The sequence below is a fragment of the Nocardia wallacei genome (genome assembly GCF_029868745.1).
Lineage (GTDB): Bacteria > Actinomycetota > Actinomycetes > Mycobacteriales > Mycobacteriaceae > Nocardia > Nocardia wallacei_B.
Map to the genome: position 1 here is coordinate 1 of NZ_JARWOP010000196.1, position 19278 is coordinate 19278.

19 protein-coding genes, 1 pseudogene and 1 riboswitch are annotated in these 19278 nt (G+C 68.8%); of the genes and pseudogenes, 10 read left to right on the top strand and 10 right to left on the bottom strand.

Going from position 1 to position 19278, the window contains the following annotated elements:
* Positions 1-853 (bottom strand): annotated as a pseudogene (locus QH470_RS16255) (5-methyltetrahydropteroyltriglutamate--homocysteine S-methyltransferase); the annotation flags it as partial.
* 101 nt (positions 854-954) lie between these two features.
* Positions 955-1152: riboswitch (cobalamin riboswitch) on the bottom strand.
* Positions 1153-1366: 214 nt separating this feature from the next.
* Here QH470_RS16255 and QH470_RS16260 point away from each other — a divergent pair.
* Both QH470_RS16260 and rsmD read left to right on the top strand, forming a co-directional pair.
* The gene (locus tag QH470_RS16260) at positions 1367-4771 is read left to right on the top strand and encodes a pyruvate carboxylase (RefSeq protein ID WP_280273207.1); all 3405 of its coding nucleotides are present in this window, start codon (positions 1367-1369) and stop codon (positions 4769-4771) included.
* Positions 4772-4829: 58 nt separating this feature from the next.
* Entirely contained in the window at positions 4830-5393 is a 564-nt protein-coding gene (gene rsmD, locus QH470_RS16265; protein ID WP_280273208.1) for a 16S rRNA (guanine(966)-N(2))-methyltransferase RsmD, read from the top strand.
* 6 nt (positions 5394-5399) lie between these two features.
* Here rsmD and QH470_RS16270 read toward each other — a convergent pair whose 3' ends face one another.
* Positions 5400-5987: a helix-turn-helix domain-containing protein gene (locus QH470_RS16270; protein WP_280273209.1), complete on the bottom strand. Its 588-nt coding sequence runs from the start codon at positions 5985-5987 to the stop codon at positions 5400-5402.
* Positions 5988-6070: 83 nt separating this feature from the next.
* Between QH470_RS16270 and QH470_RS16275 the strand changes: the two genes are divergently transcribed.
* Positions 6071-7177: an NAD(P)/FAD-dependent oxidoreductase gene (locus tag QH470_RS16275; protein ID WP_280273210.1), complete on the top strand. Its 1107-nt coding sequence runs from the start codon at positions 6071-6073 to the stop codon at positions 7175-7177.
* A gap of 217 nt (positions 7178-7394) precedes the next feature.
* On the opposite strand, the gene coaD is transcribed toward QH470_RS16275, so the two are convergent.
* The 3 genes from coaD to QH470_RS38125 form a co-directional block, all read right to left on the bottom strand.
* Complete coding sequence (gene coaD, locus QH470_RS16280; protein ID WP_280273211.1) at positions 7395-7880, bottom strand: pantetheine-phosphate adenylyltransferase; 486 nt, start codon at positions 7878-7880, stop codon at positions 7395-7397.
* 68 nt (positions 7881-7948) lie between these two features.
* Entirely contained in the window at positions 7949-9409 is a 1461-nt protein-coding gene (locus tag QH470_RS16285; RefSeq protein ID WP_280273212.1) for a hypothetical protein, read from the bottom strand.
* A 298-nt stretch (positions 9410-9707) separates the two neighbouring features.
* Positions 9708-10502: a GtrA family protein gene (locus QH470_RS38125; RefSeq protein ID WP_342228449.1), complete on the bottom strand. Its 795-nt coding sequence runs from the start codon at positions 10500-10502 to the stop codon at positions 9708-9710.
* 246 nt (positions 10503-10748) lie between these two features.
* Between QH470_RS38125 and QH470_RS16295 the strand changes: the two genes are divergently transcribed.
* The 7 genes from QH470_RS16295 to QH470_RS16325 all read left to right on the top strand — a co-directional run bounded on the left by QH470_RS16295 (position 10749) and on the right by QH470_RS16325 (position 15896).
* Positions 10749-11495, top strand: a complete 747-nt coding sequence (locus tag QH470_RS16295) for a DivIVA domain-containing protein (RefSeq protein WP_280273213.1) — start codon at positions 10749-10751, stop codon at positions 11493-11495.
* 92 nt (positions 11496-11587) lie between these two features.
* A complete protein-coding gene (locus QH470_RS16300) occupies positions 11588-12268 on the top strand; it encodes a YceD family protein (protein ID WP_280273224.1) in 681 nt (226 codons plus the stop codon).
* 2 nt (positions 12269-12270) lie between these two features.
* Positions 12271-12453: a 50S ribosomal protein L32 gene (gene rpmF, locus QH470_RS16305; RefSeq protein WP_280273214.1), complete on the top strand. Its 183-nt coding sequence runs from the start codon at positions 12271-12273 to the stop codon at positions 12451-12453.
* A 20-nt stretch (positions 12454-12473) separates the two neighbouring features.
* A complete protein-coding gene (gene rnc / locus QH470_RS16310; RefSeq protein WP_425302685.1) occupies positions 12474-13211 on the top strand; it encodes a ribonuclease III in 738 nt (245 codons plus the stop codon).
* A 104-nt stretch (positions 13212-13315) separates the two neighbouring features.
* Positions 13316-14173: a bifunctional DNA-formamidopyrimidine glycosylase/DNA-(apurinic or apyrimidinic site) lyase gene (mutM, locus tag QH470_RS16315; RefSeq protein WP_280273215.1), complete on the top strand. Its 858-nt coding sequence runs from the start codon at positions 13316-13318 to the stop codon at positions 14171-14173.
* 116 nt (positions 14174-14289) lie between these two features.
* The gene (locus QH470_RS16320; RefSeq protein ID WP_280273216.1) at positions 14290-14871 is read left to right on the top strand and encodes a dihydrofolate reductase family protein; all 582 of its coding nucleotides are present in this window, start codon (positions 14290-14292) and stop codon (positions 14869-14871) included.
* Positions 14871-15896, top strand: coding sequence for a PHP domain-containing protein (locus tag QH470_RS16325; RefSeq protein ID WP_280273217.1), 1026 nt, complete (start codon positions 14871-14873; stop codon positions 15894-15896). Before QH470_RS16320 ends, QH470_RS16325 begins: the two co-directional genes overlap by 1 nt.
* Before the next feature lie 3 nt (positions 15897-15899).
* Here QH470_RS16325 and QH470_RS16330 read toward each other — a convergent pair whose 3' ends face one another.
* From QH470_RS16330 to QH470_RS16350, 5 genes are all read right to left on the bottom strand, one after another.
* Positions 15900-16349 carry a DUF350 domain-containing protein gene (locus tag QH470_RS16330; RefSeq protein WP_280273218.1) on the bottom strand — a complete coding sequence of 150 codons (450 nt, stop codon included), beginning with the start codon at positions 16347-16349 and terminating at the stop codon, positions 15900-15902.
* A gap of 25 nt (positions 16350-16374) precedes the next feature.
* Positions 16375-17541, bottom strand: a complete 1167-nt coding sequence (locus tag QH470_RS16335) for a glutathionylspermidine synthase family protein (RefSeq protein WP_280273219.1) — start codon at positions 17539-17541, stop codon at positions 16375-16377.
* A complete protein-coding gene (locus QH470_RS16340; protein WP_425302686.1) occupies positions 17541-18083 on the bottom strand; it encodes a hypothetical protein in 543 nt (180 codons plus the stop codon). The genes QH470_RS16335 and QH470_RS16340 overlap by 1 nt, the downstream gene beginning before the upstream one ends.
* 285 nt (positions 18084-18368) lie before the next feature.
* Entirely contained in the window at positions 18369-18647 is a 279-nt protein-coding gene (locus tag QH470_RS16345; RefSeq protein WP_280273221.1) for an acylphosphatase, read from the bottom strand.
* Positions 18644-19093, bottom strand: a complete 450-nt coding sequence (locus QH470_RS16350; RefSeq protein WP_280273222.1) for an OsmC family protein — start codon at positions 19091-19093, stop codon at positions 18644-18646. The genes QH470_RS16345 and QH470_RS16350 overlap by 4 nt, the downstream gene beginning before the upstream one ends.
* Between the last annotated feature and the right edge of the window lie 185 nt (positions 19094-19278).

Below are 19278 nucleotides of genomic sequence, written 5' to 3' on the forward strand. Positions count from 1 at the left end.
CGGTGGCGCCCGCGACGAAGTCGAGCGCGATGCCCTCTACGCCCATGTCCGCCAGCGCGGGCAGCGCCGCACCCGGACGCCCGAAATAGGTCGCCACCAGGATCGCCGGGCGCTGGGGCACGCCCGCCAGCTCGGCATACGTGCGCCGCAGCAGTGCCAGTTCGGGGGCGGTGAGATCGGTGACCAGCACCGGTTCGTCGATTTGCACCCATTGCGCGCCCTCGGCGGCCAGCAGCCGCAGCAGTTCGCGGTAGTGCGGGAGCAGATCGTTCAGCCGGTCCAGCGGTGCTATCCCGTCGATGCCCTTCGCCAGCTTCAAGAAGGTCAGGGGACCGATCACGACCGGGCGGGCCGGGACGCCCAGTTCCCGGGCCTCGCGCAGCTCACTCAGGAGTTTGTCCGGTTGCAGCGCGAACGTGGTCCCGGGGCCGATTTCGGGGACCAGGTAGTGGTAGTTGGTGTCGAACCACTTGGTCATCTCCAGCGGTTCCACCGTCTCCGTGCCGCGGGCTGCCGCGAAATAGCGGTCCAGCGGATCGGCGATATCGGCCACGCGGGGTGGCAGCGCGCCGAACATGGCCGCGGTGTCGAGCATCTGATCGTAGAAGGAGAAGGTGCCGACCGGAACGGAATCCAGTCCGGCCGCGGCCAATCCGGCCAGTTGACGGGTGCGCAGGTCACGGCCGACGGCCTGCAGTTCGGCCGCGCTGATACGGCCGGCCCAGTAGCTCTCGGTCGCGCGTTTCAGTTCGCGCCGCGGCCCGATCCGCGGAATGCCGAGAACCGTTGCGGTGAAAGGGTTGTGAACAGTCACGGTCTCTCTCCAGTGCTGGAAGCCACAGGTCACCGCCATAGGGGAGGACGGAGCCCGAAAACGCTTCTCGCACCGGCAGATCCGGCGTGCGTAGTGGTGTCCGCCCGCCCTGTTCCACGAGGCGGTGGCCGCCGGATACGGCGTATCCGACACAGCCGGCAGGTCTTCGGACTCGCAGGCAAGGCCCGTCGGGGCGGTCCTACTGGCCGTCGCTTCCCGGATGCGCGCATCCAGTGCTGTTGACGGCGGTCGTTCCTGCATACCGCTGCGGGACAGTCCCGGATTCCCACCGGGTTCCCTCTGGCCGATCCGTACGGACCGGTTTCGACGCTGCTGTCCGACGCTCGGGGCTCCAACTCGTCGGCGCAGCGAACCAGCTGCACAACGAGCATAAGCCACGGCCGAAAACGAATATTCCCGCGTGCTGTCCCGCGGTCGACGGGTTACCGGCGGATTACGCAAATTCGCAGATCGGCACGGTTTTGATGTGAGGTTGGCTGCGAAGGTGTATTCGCCGTCCGGAGTCGCCGATCGGCCAGGTACCTTAATCGGATGTTCTCCAAAGTGCTGGTCGCCAACCGCGGGGAAATCGCCATTCGGGCGTTCCGCGCCGCCTACGAACTCGGCATCGGCACCGTCGCGGTGTTCCCCTACGAGGACCGCAATTCGGTGCATCGGCTCAAGGCCGACGAGTCGTACCAGATCGGGGAGCCCGGCCATCCGGTGCGGGCCTACCTGTCGATCGAGGAGATCATCAAGGCGGCCAAGACCGCCGGGGCAGACGCCGTATATCCCGGTTACGGCTTTCTCTCGGAGAATCCGGACCTGGCCGCGGCCTGCGCGCGGGAGAACATCACGTTCATCGGCCCCTCCGCCGAAGTTTTGGAACTGACCGGTAACAAAGCGCGTGCGATCGCCGCCGCCAAGGCCGCGGGCCTGCCGGTGCTGAACTCGAGCGCGCCCTCGGCCGACGTGGACGAATTGCTGGCGGCCGCGGAGACGGTGCAGTTCCCGGTGTTCGTCAAGGCCGTCGCCGGCGGTGGCGGGCGCGGCATGCGCCGGGTGGCCGATCGGGCGCAGCTGCGCGAGGCCGTGGAGGCCGCGATGCGGGAGGCCGAATCGGCCTTCGGCGACGCGACGGTGTTCCTCGAGCAGGCGGTGGTCAATCCCCGCCACATCGAGGTGCAGATCCTCGCCGACCAGCACGGCAACGTCATCCACCTGTTCGAGCGGGACTGTTCGCTGCAGCGGCGGCATCAGAAGGTGATCGAGCTGGCGCCCGCCCCGAACCTGGATCCCGCTCTGCGCGAACGGATCTGCGCCGACGCGGTGGCGTTCGCGCGGCAGATCGGTTACAGCTGCGCGGGCACGGTGGAATTCCTGCTCGACGAGCGCGGCAATCACGTCTTCATCGAGATGAACCCGCGCATCCAGGTCGAGCACACGGTGACCGAGGAGATCACCGATGTCGATCTGGTGGGCGCGCAGCTGCGGATCGCGACCGGGGAATCGCTGGCCGACCTGGGCCTGAGCCAGGACGCGATCAGTATTCGCGGGGCCGCCATGCAGTGCCGGATCACCACCGAGGACTCGGCCAACGGGTTCCGGCCCGACACCGGGCGCATCACCGCCTACCGCAGTCCCGGGGGCGGCGGTATTCGCCTCGACGGCGGCGCCAACCTGGGCGCGGAGGTCGGCGCCTATTTCGACTCGATGCTGGTGAAACTGACCTGTCGCGGGCGAGACTTCGGCCAGGCGGTGGCGCGGGCACGGCGCGCGCTCGCGGAGTTCCGCATCCGCGGTGTCTCGACCAATATCCCGTTCCTGCAGGCGGTGCTGGACGACCCGGACTTCCGGGCCGGGCGGGTCACCACCTCGTTCATCGATGAGCGGCCGCACCTGCTGACGCAGCGCGGTTCCGCCGACCGCGGCACCAAGATCCTCACGTACCTGGCCGACATCACCGTCAACAAGCCGCACGGTGAGCGCCCGACCACGGTGTATCCGCACGACAAGCTGCCGTCGATCGATACGACCGTGCCGCCGCCGGACGGTTCGCGTCAGCGGTTGCTGGCGCTGGGGCCGGAGGGTTTCGCGCGGTGGCTGCGTGAGCAGAAGGCGGTCGGGGTCACCGACACCACCTTCCGCGACGCGCATCAGTCGCTGCTGGCGACGCGGGTGCGCACCAACGGCCTGTTGCAGGTCGCCGGGCACGTCGCCCGGATGACTCCGGAGCTGCTGTCGATCGAGTGCTGGGGTGGCGCGACTTACGATGTGGCGCTGCGGTTTCTGCACGAAGACCCGTGGGAGCGGCTGGCCGCCCTGCGCGAGGCGATCCCGAATATCAATCTGCAGATGCTGCTGCGGGGCCGCAACACCGTCGGGTACACGCCGTATCCGGAGAAGGTCACGCGCGCTTTCGTTTCCGAGGCGACCGCGACCGGTATCGACATCTTCCGCATCTTCGACGCGCTGAACAACGTCGATCAGATGCGCCCGGCGATCGACGCGGTGCGCGAAACCGGTACGGCCCTGGCCGAAGTCGCGATGAGCTACACCGGGGATCTGTCGAACCCGGACGAGAATCTCTACACCCTCGACTACTACCTGAAGCTGGCCGAGCAGATCGTCCAGGCCGGGGCGCATGTCATCGGCATCAAGGACATGGCCGGGCTGCTGCGCGCGCCCGCCGCGCACACGCTGGTGACCGCGTTGCGGGAGAACTTCGATCTGCCGGTGCACGTGCACACGCACGACACCCCGGGCGGCCAGCTGGCGACCTACCTGGCGGCGTGGCATGCGGGTGCCGACGCGGTCGACGGGGCGTCGGCGCCGATGGCGGGCACCACCTCTCAGCCCGCGCTGTCGGCAATCGTTGCGGCGGCGGCCAATTCGCCGTTCGATACCGGACTCGATCTGCAGAACGTGTGTGATCTGGAGCCGTACTGGGAGGCGCTGCGAAAGGTGTACGCGCCGTTCGAATCCGGGCTGCCGGGGCCGACGGGGCGGGTGTACCACCACGAGATTCCGGGCGGGCAGCTGTCGAATCTGCGGCAGCAGGCGATCGCACTGGGTCTGGGTGACCGGTTCGAAGAGGTGGAAGCCAAATACGCTGCGGCGGACCGGTTGCTGGGACGGCTGGTGAAGGTGACGCCGTCGTCGAAGGTGGTCGGGGACCTGGCGTTGTCGCTGGTGGGTTCGGGTGTGACGGTCGACGAGTTCGCCAGTGACCCAGGGCGCTTCGACATCCCCGATTCCGTTATCGGTTTCCTGCGTGGCGAACTCGGCACACCGGCCGGTGGCTGGCCCGAGCCGTTCCGCAGCCGGGCGCTGGCCGGGCGCGGTCCCGCTAAGCCGGAGACACAGCTGTCGGCCGCGGACGAGGCGGGGCTGAACGGCAACTCGGACGAGCGCCGGGCGACGTTGAACCGCTTGCTGTTTCCGGGACCGGCCGCCGAATTCCTCGCGCACCGTGAGAAATACGGTGACACCTCGGGGCTGTCGGCCAACCAGTTCTTCTACGGGCTGCGCCACGGTGAGGAACACCGGGTGCAGTTGGAGAAGGGCGTGACCTTGCTCATCGGGTTGGAGGCCATCTCCGAACCCGACGACCGCGGCATGCGGACGGTGATGTGCATCCTCAACGGGCAACTGCGCCCGGTCACCGTGCGCGATCGCTCGATCGCCAGTGAGGTGCCGGTCGCCGAGAAGGCCGACAAGACCGATCCCGGGCATATCGCGGCGCCGTTCGCCGGTGTCGTCACGCTGGTCGTGGCCGAGGGTGACACGGTGGCCGCGGGTGACACCGTCGGCACCATCGAGGCTATGAAGATGGAGGCCGCTATCACCGCGCCGCGCGCCGGGACCGTGCGTCGCGTCGCCATCGGCAAGGTGCAGCAGGTCGAGGGCGGCGATCTCCTGGTCGACCTGCGCGTGAACGAGGCTGCGGCGGAGTGAGGGCGGCGGCCGCGGGAGGCCCCGGCCGCGGCCGGGTTATCGCGGGCGTGGTCGGGCGATGACCCGGATTGTGGCGGGTGTGGCAGGTGGGCGGCGGTTGCGGGTGCCGCCGGCGGGGACTCGGCCGACCTCCGACCGGGTGCGCGAAGCGCTGTTCAGTGCGTTGACGGCTCGGATCGACTTCGATGGTGTGCGGGTGCTGGATCTGTATGCCGGGTCGGGGGCGCTGGGCCTGGAGGCGCTGTCGCGCGGAGCGTCGCACGCACTGCTCGTCGAGTCCGATCGGAAGGCGGCGGCCGTCGTGCGGGGCAATATCGCCGACCTCGGTCTGGCCGGTGCCGAATTGCGGGCGGGCGCGGTGGGTTCGGTGCTGTCCGGGACGCCCGGCGAACCGTACGATCTGGTGTTCTCCGATCCGCCGTATGCGCTCGACGCCGCCGAGGTGGCAGCGGATCTGACAACGTTGACGGCCGGGGGCTGGCTGCGCGAGTACGCCACCGTGGTCGTGGAGCGGTCGGTGCGCTCACCCGAGATCGACTGGCCGACAGGCTTTTCCGTGCGGAAGGCGCGGCGCTACGGCGAAACGCGGATCGAGATGGCCGAATTCGAGCCGGAGGCGTGAGAGGCGTTATGCGCCGGGGCCTTTGGGGCGGGCGCGCAGGTGTGCGCGTTCGCCCTGCTTGCCGAAGAGGCTGAGTAGTTCGACCGGTTCGGAACCGGCCGCACCGAACCAGTGCGGCACCCGGGTGTCGAATTCGGCCGCCTCGCCGGGGGACAGCACCAGATCGTGTTCGCCGAGGATCAACCGCAGTCGGCCGTTGAGGACATAGACCCAGTCGTATCCCTCGTGCGTCTGCGGGTTCGGCTCGCCGGAGCGGTCTTCAGGGTCGAGCACCATCTTGTACGCCTGGATGCCGCCCGGCCTGCGCGTGAGCGGCACCATGGTCATCCCGTGATGAGAGATCGGGCGCATATGGACGCGCGGGTCTCCGGTGAGCGGTGCGTCCACGAGTTCGTCGAGGGTGACGCCGTGGGCGCGGGCCAGCGGAAGCAACTGTTCGAGCGTCGGCCGCCGTGCGCCGGATTCCAGCCGGGACAGCGTGCTCACCGAGATGCCCGTCACGGCGGACAGGTCGGCGAGCGTGGTCTCGCGCTGCCGCCGCAGCGTACGTAACCGCGGGCCGACCGCGTCGAGTGCCTGGTCGATGTTCTGCATACCTCCCATTTTGCCATTCCGGCAAAGAACTTTGCGCAAACGACCGATCGGCACGCATGGTCGTAGACAAGGAGGTGGTCGAGATGACCGACGAACTGAGGGACCACTACGACGTAGTCGTAATCGGCGGAGGCGCGGCCGGACTGAACGGTGCGCTGATGCTGGCCCGCGCCCGCCGCTCGGTAGCAGTAATCGATTCCGGCAGCCCGCGCAACGCCCCCGCCGGCGCCGTACACGGCCTGCTGGCCCGCGAGGGCATGCCGCCCGCCGAACTCCTCGCCCGAGGCCGAACCGAAGTCCGCACCTACGGCGGGCACATCATTTCCGGGACCGTCGAGACCGTGATCCGCGGGGACAGGCCGGCTGCCGCGCAACCGGACCGCGCGGCCAGTTCGCGCCAGGTGCCCGGTGCGCGGGGTGAGTCGCGTGCGCAGTCGGATGAGGACGGGTTCACCGTTGTGCTGGCGGATGGGCGGAGTGTGCGGGCTCGGCGAATATTGGTCGCCAGTGGGCTGGCCGATGAGTTGCCCGAGGTGGCCGGGTTGTGGGAACGGTGGGGGCGCGATGTCGTGCACTGTCCGTACTGCCATGGATGGGAGGTGCGGGATCGGGCGATCGGGGTGCTCGCGAACGGGCCGATGTCTGTGCATGGTGCGTTGCTGTGGCGGCAGTGGAGCGATGACGTCACGTTGTTCTGTCACACCATGGCGGCACCGACCGGTGAGCAGGCCGAGCAGTTGGCCGCGCGGGGCATCCGGGTGGTGACCGGCGAGGTGGCGAACCTGGAGATCAGCGACGACCATCTCACAGGCGTGCGGCTGGCCGACGGCACCGTGATCGCCCGCGAGGTGCTGGCAGCGCCGCCGCGCATGGTGGCGCGGGCCGGATTCCTGGCGGATCTGGGTCTGCACCCGGTGGCGCATCCGAGCGGGATGGGCGACCACATCCCCGCCGACCCGGCCGGCCGCACCGAGGTGCCCGGAGTGTGGGTCGCGGGCAATGTCGCCGACCTCTCCGCCCAAGTTGGTGGCGCCGCCGCGGCAGGCGCAGTCGCCGGCGGCCAGATCAACGCCGACCTCGTCACCGAGGAGATCCAGCGCGCCGTAGAAGCCTCCCGCGCCCCCTTCTCCGCAGCAGCGGAAGCCCAAGTCGGCCAACTGGTTACCGGCGACCGCCGCCACGGCCTGTAGCCACCCACCACGGCCCTCGCCCAGGCACCGCCGAACACGCCCCTTCGCCGAGCGGTCCTGGCCGAGCGCATTCTCGCTGAGCGCATCCTCGTTGACCGCCGCGTCGCCGAGCGCCTTTTCGTCGACCGGCGCTCACCGAGGGCCGCGTCATGGAGGGCATCCTCGACCGAGTGTGGCCCCGTGTCGGCCGCCTGTTGGGCGACGGCGGGCGGACGGGTCAGTTGCGGCGTTCGGCGATGCGGGTGAGGAGGCGTTTGTGGACGGCGTCGGGGAGCATGCCGGTGACGTCGCCGCCGAAGGTGGCTACCTCCTTCACCAGGGAGCTGGACAGGTAGCTATGGGTGGGGCTTGTGGCGAGGAAATAGGTGTCGACACCGGAGAGTTTCTTGTTCATCTGCGCCATCTGCAGTTCGTAGCCGAAGTCGGTGGCGTCGCGCAGGCCCTTGACGATGGCGGTGATGCCCTGTTCGCGGGCGAACTCCACCAGCAGCCCGTGCCAGGATTCGATGCGGACGTTCGGCAGGTCGGCGGTGGCGTCGCGGAGCATTTCGATGCGCTCGTCGACGGTGAACATGCCCTGCTTGCTCTTGTTGATCATCACCGTCACGACGACCTCGTCGAACTGCGCGGCGGCCCGCCCGATCATATCGATATGCCCATTGGTCACCGGATCGAACGACCCGGGGCACAGTGCTCCAGCCATGCTCGAACGCTAACAGGTACCCGCACCGGCCGTACCTCGCGGCAGGCGCGATACGGCCGGCGGCGGGCTCACAGTGCGCGCACCGCAAGCGGTTTCGGCTCCGGCAGCGCGGCCTGGCAGATGAAACCCTCCGGCCGGACCCGCCGGGCGCGGCCGAACGCGGCGCGCAGCCGCGGCGCCGCCTCGCCCGTGGCGAGTTCGTCCCAGGTCCAGCGAACCACCTGTAAACCGCTGCCGCGCAAGGCATCCTCGCGACTTCGCTCGGCCCGCACCGCCTCGCTCATATCTTGGCCGGGCTGCCACGCGCGCCCATACGCGACGCGACCGTCGAATTCGGCGACCACGCCCGTGTCGCCGAAATAGAAGTCGACGCGGCCGAGCATTCGCCCCGCACCGCCATAGACGTCGCCTTGCGATCGCGGCCGCGGCAGGCCGAGCCGCCGCAGCATCACCCGGCTGCGGGACTCGCCGACGCTCTCGCTGTGCGGATCCAGGAAATCCACCACCCGCCGCGCCGCGGCGACACCGTGCCGCCGGTGCGCCAGCTCCAGCTCCACATCCAGATCGTCCGGCGTGACGCCGTATTCGCGAGCGAGCGCGTCGCCGACGACGACCGCCGCTTCGAACGGCGCGGTGCGAGCCACGTCGACGATCGTGCGCGCGGGTGTGGTGAGCACGAACCCGTCCAGCTCGGCGACCGTGTCTACCGGAGCGCAGTGCACCTTCATATCCGGCCGGATCCGCCCGCCGTTGCGGCGGTTGCGAGTGACGTCGATCCGCCCGAGCAGCGCGACCCACACCGGCGCACCGTAGATCACCGCCGCCGACTGATGACTCAGGATCGCGTCGGTGGCCAGATCCGGCAGCACCGCGTCGGCGAGGACACGATGCCGAGCCATGGCATCCAGCCCCGCGAACGCCGCCTCATCGGCATACGCCCCACGCCGCAGCCGCCGCCACCGCCCGCCCGAACACCGTCGCCGAATCTCGTCATCGCTGACACCCCGCCGGACAACCTCCCGACGGCGGTGAATCCCGGTGTGCGCCTTGGCTTTCCCGGTATCCGCATAGTCGGCACACGGCTCAGGCAGCGTAGCCCGCGAGGCCTCGCCCCAGCCCGGTGGCGGCACAGACGGCGGACTGTGCCCAGCCTCGGCGCAGTTCGGCGACAGTCCGGGCAGCGCGGCACGACCGGCCGCGGTGGAGTGCGGTGGCGGCACGTGCGGCGGGCTGTGCCCGGCCTCGGCACGGTCGGGCGACAGTCCAGGCGGTGCGACATGACCGGCCGCGGTGGAGTTCGGTGGTCGCCCGGGCGGTGCGGTGCGGCCTGCCGCGTTCGTCCGCCGGGCTGGTGGCGGGGCGTGCCCGGTCTCGGCGCGGTTCGTCGGTCGCCCCGGTGGTGCGGCGCGACCGGTCTCGCAGTTCAATGGCCGCCCGGGTGGCTCGGTGCGACCGGCTTCGGCGCGGTTCACCCGCCCGGGCAGCGCGGCCTGGTCGGCGGCGGGTGGGGGATGGGCCGGGGTGCTCATTCGGGGTCGCGATCGGTTCGGGGGCGGCGCAGTCGTGGTGAGGTGAGGCGGTCGCACCGTATGGCGGGGGTGGTGTAAGGGCGGAAGCGCAAGGCGTCGGGTCGCGTTCCGCTGCGGGCTGATGTACGGCATCCCGGGCAACGTTTCATCGCTGGACCTCCACATCGAGTACACGGAAAGGCGTTTGCTGTCCTTGGACGCCGGGTAACCCGATGCGGTTCCTTGCTCGTTCGACCAGCTTCTTCCCGCACCCTGTACCGGTTGACGCACCGGTTGCAGGGACGGCCGGGAGATCGGGTCAGAAGACCCAGAGCCGCAAGGTGAGGAAGCGCAATGTGCCGACCGCGGCCGCGATGGCGATGACCGCGAGCGCCTCGGCCACATCACTCATGCCCGGGGCGATGAAATCGAGCGCCGCCAGCGAGGCGGAGGTGATGGCGAGCCCGGCCAGCGCCAGGCCGCCACCCTCGAGCTGCGCGGTGAGCCAGCCGACGCGATCGGCGGCGTGGAAGGTCAGACGCCGGTGCATCTCGTTGGCCAGCGCGGTGCTCACGATCGATCCCGTGAGATTCGCCAGCTGTGCACCGCCGCCGTAGCAGGCCATGAACAAGAGGAAGTAGCCGATATTGCTGAACCCGCCGACCAGCGCGAACCGGATCAGCTGCGGCAGCCACTTGTCACCGCGCAGGTAGGCCCCCAGCTGCCGGGCCGTCCGCCGCCCGGTGGCGTCCGGCGCCTGCTCGATCTCCGGTATCTCGGGGCGGTCCTCGACCAGCGTGTCCGAACTGCCCGAGCGTGGGTGATGTTGGGCGGCGCCCCGGGACAATCCACCCGTGGTGAGACGCGACAACAGGGTCGGCTGACGCACCTTCGGCGCGGATCGGGACGGTTCGTCGCGGCGCGGAGTAAGGAAGGCCTCGGGCGGTGGCACGGCCAGACCCAGCGGCAGCCAGGCCAGCCAATAGAACGACCACCGGCTACGCCGGGCGGGTCGACCAGCGACGTCCCCGTCAGGCTGTGCGGGTACATCGAAGCCGGGCTGGGGGTCGGCCCCCAGTCCTCGATGTACCGGATACAGGACAGCCATCGTCATTCCGATCCATGTCGCCGGGTGCCCCGAGGCATGCGGTGCGCCCGGCTGGTCTACCGCTCAGTACAAAAGATATCACCAAGTGGAGAGATTTCCTCCACTTGATTTTTGTGGCATAGGAAACACACCCACGACACACCGCGAGTGAACTGGGCAGACGATCGTGACGAGAGGCACACTGAGCCCAGGCTGCAATAGGCTGGCGGCGGAATCCGCCGCGAGAGTTCGGTAGGAGAGTGGGGTCAGCAGATGTACCGCGTATTCGAAGCACTCGACGAACTGGTCGCGATCGTGGAGGAGGCGCGGGGCATCCCGCCGACCCGAAACTGCATCGTTCCCCGCGGCGATGTGCTCGAGCTGCTCGACGACGTGCGCGACGCCATTCCCGGTGAACTCGACGATGCGCAGGACGTCCTGGACCACCGCGACAAAATCGTCTCCGACGCCCGCGACACCGCCGACACCACCGTCACCACCGCCGACGAACAGGCCAGGCAGACCGTCACGGCGGCCCGCGAGGAGGCCGACCGCATCCTGTCCGACGCCAAGGCGCACGCCGACCGGATGGTCGCCGAGGCCGGTGCCCACGCCGACCACCTCGTCGCCACCGCCCAGGCCGAGGCCGAACGGGTCATCGCGGACGGCAAGGCCGAATACGAATCGGTCACCGGCCGCGCGCGCACCGAGTCCGAGCGGATGATCGCGGCGGGACAGGCCGCCTACGAGCGGTCGGTCGCCGACGGCCGTGCCGAACAGGAGCGCTTGGTCACTCAGACCGAGGTGGTCCGGGCCGCCCACGCCGAGTCCGCCCGGCTCATCGACTCCGCGCAGACCGAGTCCGACCGGCTGCGCGCGGAATGCGACCTCTACGTGGACTCCAAGCTGGCCGACTTCGAGGAGACGTTGCACGGCGCCCTGCGGACCGTCGGCCGCGGCCGCCAGCAACTCCGCGCGGGCGGCGGCGTCCCCGATTACGCCGCTGAATTCGGCAGGTGACAGGTTCCTATCTGCGGTTTGGGTAGAAAACCGCTGTTCGCGTATCGTGGGTGGTTGTTCAAATCCCCGTCGAATATGTGAGTGAGTTCGTGATGCCCGCCGAATCCGGTTCCGGTTCGCGTCGTCGGTCGGTCGATCGTCGTCCCGCCGACGGTGACTTCGTGCTGGACACTCGTAGCCTCGGGCGCGCGCCCGGTTCGATCAAGCAGGTGCGCCGGACCGTGACCGCGCCGGAGCGGATCGGCCTGGAGATGATCGCCATCCCGGCCGGCAGCGATCTCGATCTCGATCTGACACTGCAGGCGGTTTCGGAGGGCGTGCTGGTCACCGGCGCCGTGCGGGGAGAGCTGGCGGGGGAGTGCTCGCGCTGCCTCGAGTCGTTCACCGACGAGATCGACATCCAGATCACCGAGCTGTTCGCCTACCCGGACAGCGCCACCGAGCGGACCACCGACGACGACGAGGTCTACCGCCTGGTGGACGACCGGATCGATCTGGAACCGGTGATCGTCGATGCCATCGGCCTGGAGTTGCCGTTGCAGCCGCTGTGCGAGCCCGACTGTGCCGGGCTGTGCGCCGAATGCGGTGTGCGGATGGCGATTGCGGGTCCGGATCACGGGCATGAGATACTTGACCCTCGCTGGGCCGGGCTCGCGGGATTCGCGGCCGAGGCGCCCGGCGCCGGTGTCTCCGACACCGACGCGCAAACAGACGTAAACCGATCGCTTGCGGGCCGAAACGGCTCGGCAGGTTCCAGAACAGAGGAGAAGTAGTCGTGGCCGTTCCGAAGCGCCGGATGTCCCGTGCCAATACCCGCTCGCGGCGCAGCCAGTGGAAGGCCACCGCGCCGACCCTGATCACCTGCCCGAACCGGGCCTGCGGTCAGAAGACGCTGCCGCACATCGCGTGCCCGAGCTGTGGCACCTACAAGGGCCGTCAGGTCGCTTCGGCAATCTGAGCGCCCATCCGGTAGCGAACGTGACCGCCAGCAAGGATGGAGCGGAAGCTCCCGCCGTGGGCGAGGCCGCCGACGAGACCTCGCTCCTCGAGGCGCTCGGCGTGGAGGTGCGCCCGGACCTGCTCCGGCTCGCCCTCACCCACCGCTCCTACGCCTACGAGAACGGCGGTCTGCCGACCAACGAACGCCTGGAGTTCCTCGGTGATTCGGTGCTCGGTCTGAGCATCACCGAGCGCCTGTATCTCGAGCACCCGGAGAAATCCGAGGGCGAGCTGGCGAAGCTGCGGGCGAGCGTGGTCAACATGCACGCGCTGGCCGAGGTCGCCCGTGGTCTCGGCGAGGGCGGCCTGGGCCGGCATCTGCTGCTGGGCAAGGGCGAGGAGCTGACCGGCGGTCGCGACAAGCCGAGCATCCTGGCCGACGGCATGGAGTCGCTGCTCGGCGCGGTGCATCTGGAGCACGGGATCGATGTCGCCCGCAGCGTGGTGCTGCGGCTGTTTGCGGATCTGCTCGAGCGCGGGCCCCGCATGGGCGCCGGGCTGGATTGGAAGACCAGCCTGCAGGAGCTGACCGCCGAGCGCGGCATCGGCGTGCCCAGCTACGAGATCACTTCGACCGGCCCCGACCACGACAAGGAATTCACCGCGACCGCGATGGTCGGCGGCCAGGCCTACGGCAAGGGCATCGGCCGGTCGAAGAAGGAAGCGGAACAGAAGGCGGCCGGCGCGGCCTGGCAGGCGCTGACCGTCGACAGCTAGGCCCGGCGGGTTCGCCCGTCCGGCCGCGAACAATCGCTCGTGAGACCACGCACCGCGCGTGGTCGGCGGGCGATTTCTGCGTTGGTGAGCCAAGAGGAGTAGCGGTGCCCGAACTACCCGAGGTCGAGACGGTCCGGCGGGGGCTGGCCGAGCACGTGGTCGGCAGTGTCATCGAATCCGTCGCGGTCAAGCATCCGCGTTCGGTGCGCAGGCATCTGCTCGGCGGTGACCATTTGGCCGCGGAGCTGGCCGGGCTGCGGGTCGAGTCGGCGCAGCGGCGGGGCAAGTTCCTCTGGCTGACCTTCGACGATCCGGATCTCGCCCTGGTCGTGCATCTCGGGATGAGCGGGCAGATGCTGGTGCAGCCCGCCGACGCCCCGCTGGAGAAGCATGCCCACATCGTCGCGACCCTGGATTCGGGCGCGCAGTTGCGGTTCGTGGACCAGCGCACGTTCGGCGGCTGGGCGTTGCATCCGCTGATCGAGGTGGATGGCACCCTGGTCCCGGAGGCGGTCGCGCACATCGGCCGCGATCCGCTGGACCCGCGCTTCGACGCCGACGCGGTGGTGCGCGTGATGCGGGCCAAGCAGTCCGAGATCAAGCGGGTGCTGCTGGATCAGACCGTGGTGTCGGGCGTCGGGAACATCTATGCCGACGAGGCGCTGTGGCGGTCGCGGCTGCACGGCGAGCGGATCGCCGCCAAGCTCACCCGGCCCGCCCTGCACGGGCTGCTGACCGAGGTGCGGGCGGTGATGACCGAGGCGCTGGAGGTCGGCGGCACCTCGTTCGACGCGCTGTACGTCAATGTCAACGGCCAATCCGGCTACTTCGAGCGCGCGCTGGCCGCCTACGGCCGCGAGGACGAGCCGTGCCGGCGCTGCGGTGCGCCGATGGTGCGGGAAAAGTTCATGAACCGATCCTCGTTCTCCTGCCCGCGCTGCCAGCGCAGGCCGCGTGGATAGGACCGGTTCGCGCACCGAACTGTGTTCGGCGTCGGTGTGAAGCGCTACCGTTTTGAGTGTGGCCGCTGTGTCGGTGCGCCCATCGGCACCGTCGATGGCACGGGAAGGGAGCAGAGATGCGCAAGCTGACCTACTACGTCGCTGCGACGATCGATGGGTTCATCGCCACCGAGGACGGCTCCGTCGACTTCTTCCCGGTCGGAGGTGATCATCAGCCGGCGATCACGGCGCAGTACCCCGAGACCCTGCCCGCGAAGGTGCGGGAGTCACTGGGTATCGACAAGCCCAACCGCTACTTCGACACCGTGCTGATGGGCCGTAAGACCCACGACTTCGGCGTGCGCACCGGCACTTCCAGTCCGTACGCGCATCTGCGGCAGTACGTGGTCTCCACGACGCTGCCCGAGAACCCGGCCCTGGACGTGGAACTGATCTCCGCCGATCCACTCGAACGGGTGCGAGAACTCAAGCGGGAGAAGGGACTCGGCATCTGGCTGTGCGGCGGCGGCGAACTCGCGCAGGTGCTGCTGCCGGAGATAGACCAGGTATTCCTGAAGTTGTACCCGATCGTGCTCGGCAGCGGTCGCCCGCTGTTCGGCGGCGGCGTCCGGCTGCCCGAGCCCGCCCGGTTCCGGGTGCTGACCAGCCGTGTCTTCGAGGACGGTGTCGCCTTCGTGAAGTACGTACGGATTCGCTAGTGGCAGAACATGTTCCGGGCCCGGTGCAGGCGCTGCGGGAGATTGCGTTCTGGATGGAGCGCTCCCGCGCCGAGACCCATCGCGTGAAGGCCTACCGGCGGGCGGCCGATGTGGTGGCCGCCCTCTCGCCGGAGCAGTACGACGGCTACCGCAGAAACGGTGGCTGGCAGGAACTTCCGGGGATCGGCCCGAAGACCGCCGACGCGATCGCGCAGGCATCCGCGGGCCGGTTGCCGGATAGGCTGACCGAATTGCGCACGGCCGCAAGGCCACTCGGCCCGGAGGGTGCGCCGTTGCGCAAGCAGCTGCGCGGGGATCTGCACACCCACTCCGACTGGTCCGACGGCGGCAGTCCGATCGAAGAGATGATGCGCACGGCCGTCGCCCTCGGACACGAATACTGCGCGCTCACCGATCATTCGCCGCGGCTGACCGTGGCCAACGGGCTGTCCGCGGACCGGTTGCGGCGGCAGCTGGACGTGGTGGCGGAGCTGAACGAGGAGCTGGCGCCGTTCCGGATTCTCACCGGGATCGAGGTCGACATCCTCGAGGACGGCACCCTCGATCAGGAGGCCGACTTGCTGGCGCGGCTCGACATCGTCGTCGCCAGTGTGCATTCCAAGCTGCGCGCCGACAGCGAGACCATGACCCGGCGCATGGTGTACGCGGTCGCCGACCCGAATGTGGACGTGCTCGGGCACTGCACGGGCCGGTTGGTGACCGGCGGCCGCGGCACCCGGCCGGAGTCGCAGTTCGACGCCGAGGTGGTGTTCGAGGCGTGCCGCAGCTACGGCACCGCGGTGGAGATCAACAGCCGCCCCGAGCGCCGCGACCCGCCCAGCCGCCTGATGCGGCTGGCCGTGGAGATGGACTGCTACTTCGCCGTCGACACCGACGCCCACGCCCCCGGCCAATTGGATTGGCAGGGTTACGGATGCGAGCGGGCCGTCGCCAACGGCGTTCCGGCCGAACGCATCATCAACACGTGGCCGATGGAGAAGCTGCTCGAGTTCACCGCGGCGTGAGCCCTACAGGATGGCGAAGGCGACGACCAGGCCGAGGCCCAGGTGGGCGGCCGCGACGACCAGTGACTGCACCTTGTACTGCTCGGCGTGCAGCAGATCGCCGATGTCCAGGCCGAGCACCCATTCCAGTACGCGTACCGAGATCACCTGGGAGACAATGCCGATGAGGCCGTAGACCGCCGAGGCGATGAGTCCCTCGGCCAGTTTGCCGCCGGAGGAGTAGATCGCCAGCACCACGATCAGCGCCATGCTCACCATTCCCGAGGCGGTGACGACCACGGCGTTCGGGTTGCCGGAGGCCACCAGCTTGCGCAGGGGGCCGGGCGTGGTGACGTCGATGGCGAAGAAGCCGATCAGCATGAGCGCCAGGCCGACGATGGCGTACGAGATGATGGCGCCGACGCCGTGGCCGACGTTCCCCCAATACCCCGACTCGAGCGCGTAGGTGGTCATCGATGGTCCTCCAGATGATGTGGTCTCAGTGCTGTGGAATGCGGTGCGGGACGAAGGTCGAGCTGTCGTCGGTGATCAGGCCGGGCGTTTCGCGGATGCCCAGGCCGGCCGAGGCGTCGCCGACGATCCAGGCGCCCAGCACCGGGCGCATGCCGTCGAAGTCGGGGAGCGGATCGAACAGCTGGTAGACGAAGCCCTCCTCGCCGTAGACCCCGCCGGTGGCGGCCTCCACGCCCGCGCCGACGATCGTCATGTTCGCGCCCTCGCGGCCGAGCTTGGGTTTGCGAATGTACTCGGTGAGTTCGTGCGGGTCATCGATATAGGCGGGCAGCAGGTTCGGATGGCCGGGGTACATCTCCCACAGCACCGCCAGCAGCGCCTTGTTCGACAGCATCGACTTCCAGAGCGGTTCGATCCAGATCGTCTGTGGCAGCGAGTCGACCACGCGCTTGCCGAACTCGTCGTCGAGCGCCCACTCCCACGGGTAGAGCTTGAACAGCGATTCGATCGGCGCCTCCGCCAGATCGACGAAACGTTCCAGCTCCGTGTCGTATCCGATCTCCTCGATCGGCAGTGCCACGGTGTGGAATCCGGCCTCGGCGGCGGTCTCCTGCATGTAGGCGGTGGTGACGTTGTCCTCACCCGAGGCGTCGGCCGAGGACCAGGTGAAGTGCAGGTCGCCGGTGGGCAGCGTGTCGCGCAGCTCACCCCAGCGCTCGACCAGCTTCTCGTGCAGCGAATTCCATTGATCGTCGTCGGCGTGGGTGTCGGTCAGCCAGTGCCACTGCACGATCGCCGCCTCCAGCAGCGAGGTGGGCGTATCGGCGTTGTACTCCAGCAGTTTCGCGGGGCCGCGGCCGTCGTAGCGCAGGTCGAACCGGCCGTAGACGTAGGGGTCCGAGCGCTGCCAGGACTTCTTGATCGGTTCCCAACTCCATTGCGGCAGACCGAAATCGGCGAAACGCTCGGTGAGGATGATCTGCTCGACGGCGTGCAGGCACATCGAATGCAGCACCTCGACCTGCGCCTCCAGCGCGAGGATCTCGTCCAGGTCGAATTCGTAGTGCACCGATTCGTCCCAGTACGGCCGCGGGTGACCGTTCACGTCGCGGCCGGGCGACCCGAAGACCAGGCCCTGATCCTGAATGATCCGCTGCCAGCCCGGCCGCGGTTGGCTGCGCACTCGGCGCACTAGGAACCTCCACTGGTGCTGCTGCTCTTGGTGCCGAGGCCGCCGCGAACGATGGTGCCGCTCTTGGTCTTCACCGACGCGCTCTTCGGCGCGACGGTGCTGCCGCCGGTGGGCGGCCGGCCGACGGTGTTGTTGCCGCCGTAGTAGTAGCGGTACTGGTGACCGTTGTAGATGAAGATGCCCGGGAAGCCGCCGCCGTAGTAGCCGCCGCCCGAGGTGGTGGCGTACTGCTGGGCGCGCACGCAGTCGTCGTCGTTGACGACCGTCTGCTGGCCGTTGTCTTCGGTGACGCAGTAGGCGGTGACCTCGTCGGGTGCGGTGACCGCGCGGTAGGTGAGATATCCGGCGCCCACCACCGCGGCGATGCCGACCACGGCCACGCCGCCGATCAGCAGCCGCTTGCGGGTGCGCTTCTTGGCCGCGAGGGCCTCCTCGGCCGCTCGCTGCGCCTCCTCGGCCCGCCGGCGCGCCTTGTCGCGGGCGCGCGCCTCGGCCACGGTCGGGGGGCGAGGCTGGGTGAGGCCGGGTTCCTGCCGCTGGATACTGCCGCGCATGGAACGCGGGGGACCGGATTCGGGCGGCGGTTCGGGTGGGGGCACGCCGATTCCGCCTGCCTCCGTCGCGGGAGGAAACAGGTCGGGCATGCCGGGTAGCGGTGCGGTGGGCTCGGCGAAACCAGGGGGTGGATTCTCCGAGGGCGGCGGCGTCGCCTTGCCAGTGTCGGCCCCGGATGCACCGGACTCGTCAGGTTTGCCAGGGTCCGGATTCTCTCCGGAACGGTTGCCGGACTGTTCACTTGCCAACGATCGACTCCCTGTTCCCCGCCGCTACCGTTCCTCGAATCCGGTCAATTCGCCCAGCGCGGCGCCCCAGTCTTCCACAACCAGGTCGACGCGGCCAGGCGTGTTGCCGGACCGCAACCACGCCAGCAGTTTGTCACATCGGTCCCTCGGACCCTCTGCAATAACATGCACTCGTCCGTCGCTGGTGTTACGCGCATAGCCCACCAGACCCCATTCGAGCGCCCGCGACCGAGTCGACCACCGGAATCCGACGCCCTGCACCAGGCCGTGCACCCAGGCGCTGAGCCGGACCGGATCGCTCACGCGTCCACCTGAAATGTCAGGTTCACCTTGCTCCCCGCCTTCAAGGTCCGCCCCACGGTGCACACCTTGTCGATAGCGCGCTGCACGGTAACCAGCAGCCGTTCCCGCCCCGCATCGTCGAGTTCGGACAGATCCAGCTCCACCACCTCGTCGAGTTCCGGATAAACCTCGTTCTCCCGATCAGCGGCCCCCGACACCCGAATCGTCACGTCATAGTTCTCGCCGAGCCGATGGGACAACGGAAAATCCGAACTCATCCCCGTACAAGCCGCCAACGCGATCTTCAACAACTCCCCCGGAGTGAACACCCCCTCCACCCCCTCGGACCCGACAAGCACCTCCGCCCCCCGAGAACTACGCCCCGTATAACGCCGAGTCCCAGTCCGCTCAACCCACAGCTGAGCCGCCCCCTTATCCGCCGCCGCCCCAACCGTCTGTTCAGTCATGCCCCCGATCCTGCCATCCAGCAAACAGCCAACGCCCCCCACCACCAACAGAGTCTCCTCACCCCCACCCCCCGCAACCCCGCCCCGTTTTAGGACCGGTTACGGGTTTTTAGGTGGCCGGGGACGCCGCCAAGGATCCAGACAGCCGGCCCCCACAAAAACACCCCAGGCGGGGCACAAACACC

Coding starts and splice junctions, on each gene's coding strand:
- QH470_RS16320 (WP_280273216.1), top strand. CDS start 14,290: ATGCGCAAGCTGACCTACTACGTCGCTGCGACGATCGATGGGTTCATC.
- QH470_RS16275 (WP_280273210.1), top strand. CDS start 6,071: ATGACCGACGAACTGAGGGACCACTACGACGTAGTCGTAATCGGCGGA.
- QH470_RS16350 (WP_280273222.1), bottom strand. CDS start 19,093: ATGACTGAACAGACGGTTGGGGCGGCGGCGGATAAGGGGGCGGCTCAG.
- QH470_RS16260 (WP_280273207.1), top strand. CDS start 1,367: ATGTTCTCCAAAGTGCTGGTCGCCAACCGCGGGGAAATCGCCATTCGG.
- rsmD (WP_280273208.1), top strand. CDS start 4,830: ATGACCCGGATTGTGGCGGGTGTGGCAGGTGGGCGGCGGTTGCGGGTG.
- QH470_RS16295 (WP_280273213.1), top strand. CDS start 10,749: ATGTACCGCGTATTCGAAGCACTCGACGAACTGGTCGCGATCGTGGAG.
- QH470_RS16285 (WP_280273212.1), bottom strand. CDS start 9,409: ATGAGCACCCCGGCCCATCCCCCACCCGCCGCCGACCAGGCCGCGCTG.
- QH470_RS38125 (WP_342228449.1), bottom strand. CDS start 10,502: ATGACGATGGCTGTCCTGTATCCGGTACATCGAGGACTGGGGGCCGAC.
- coaD (WP_280273211.1), bottom strand. CDS start 7,880: ATGGCTGGAGCACTGTGCCCCGGGTCGTTCGATCCGGTGACCAATGGG.
- QH470_RS16270 (WP_280273209.1), bottom strand. CDS start 5,987: ATGCAGAACATCGACCAGGCACTCGACGCGGTCGGCCCGCGGTTACGT.
- QH470_RS16330 (WP_280273218.1), bottom strand. CDS start 16,349: ATGACCACCTACGCGCTCGAGTCGGGGTATTGGGGGAACGTCGGCCAC.
- QH470_RS16300 (WP_280273224.1), top strand. CDS start 11,588: ATGCCCGCCGAATCCGGTTCCGGTTCGCGTCGTCGGTCGGTCGATCGT.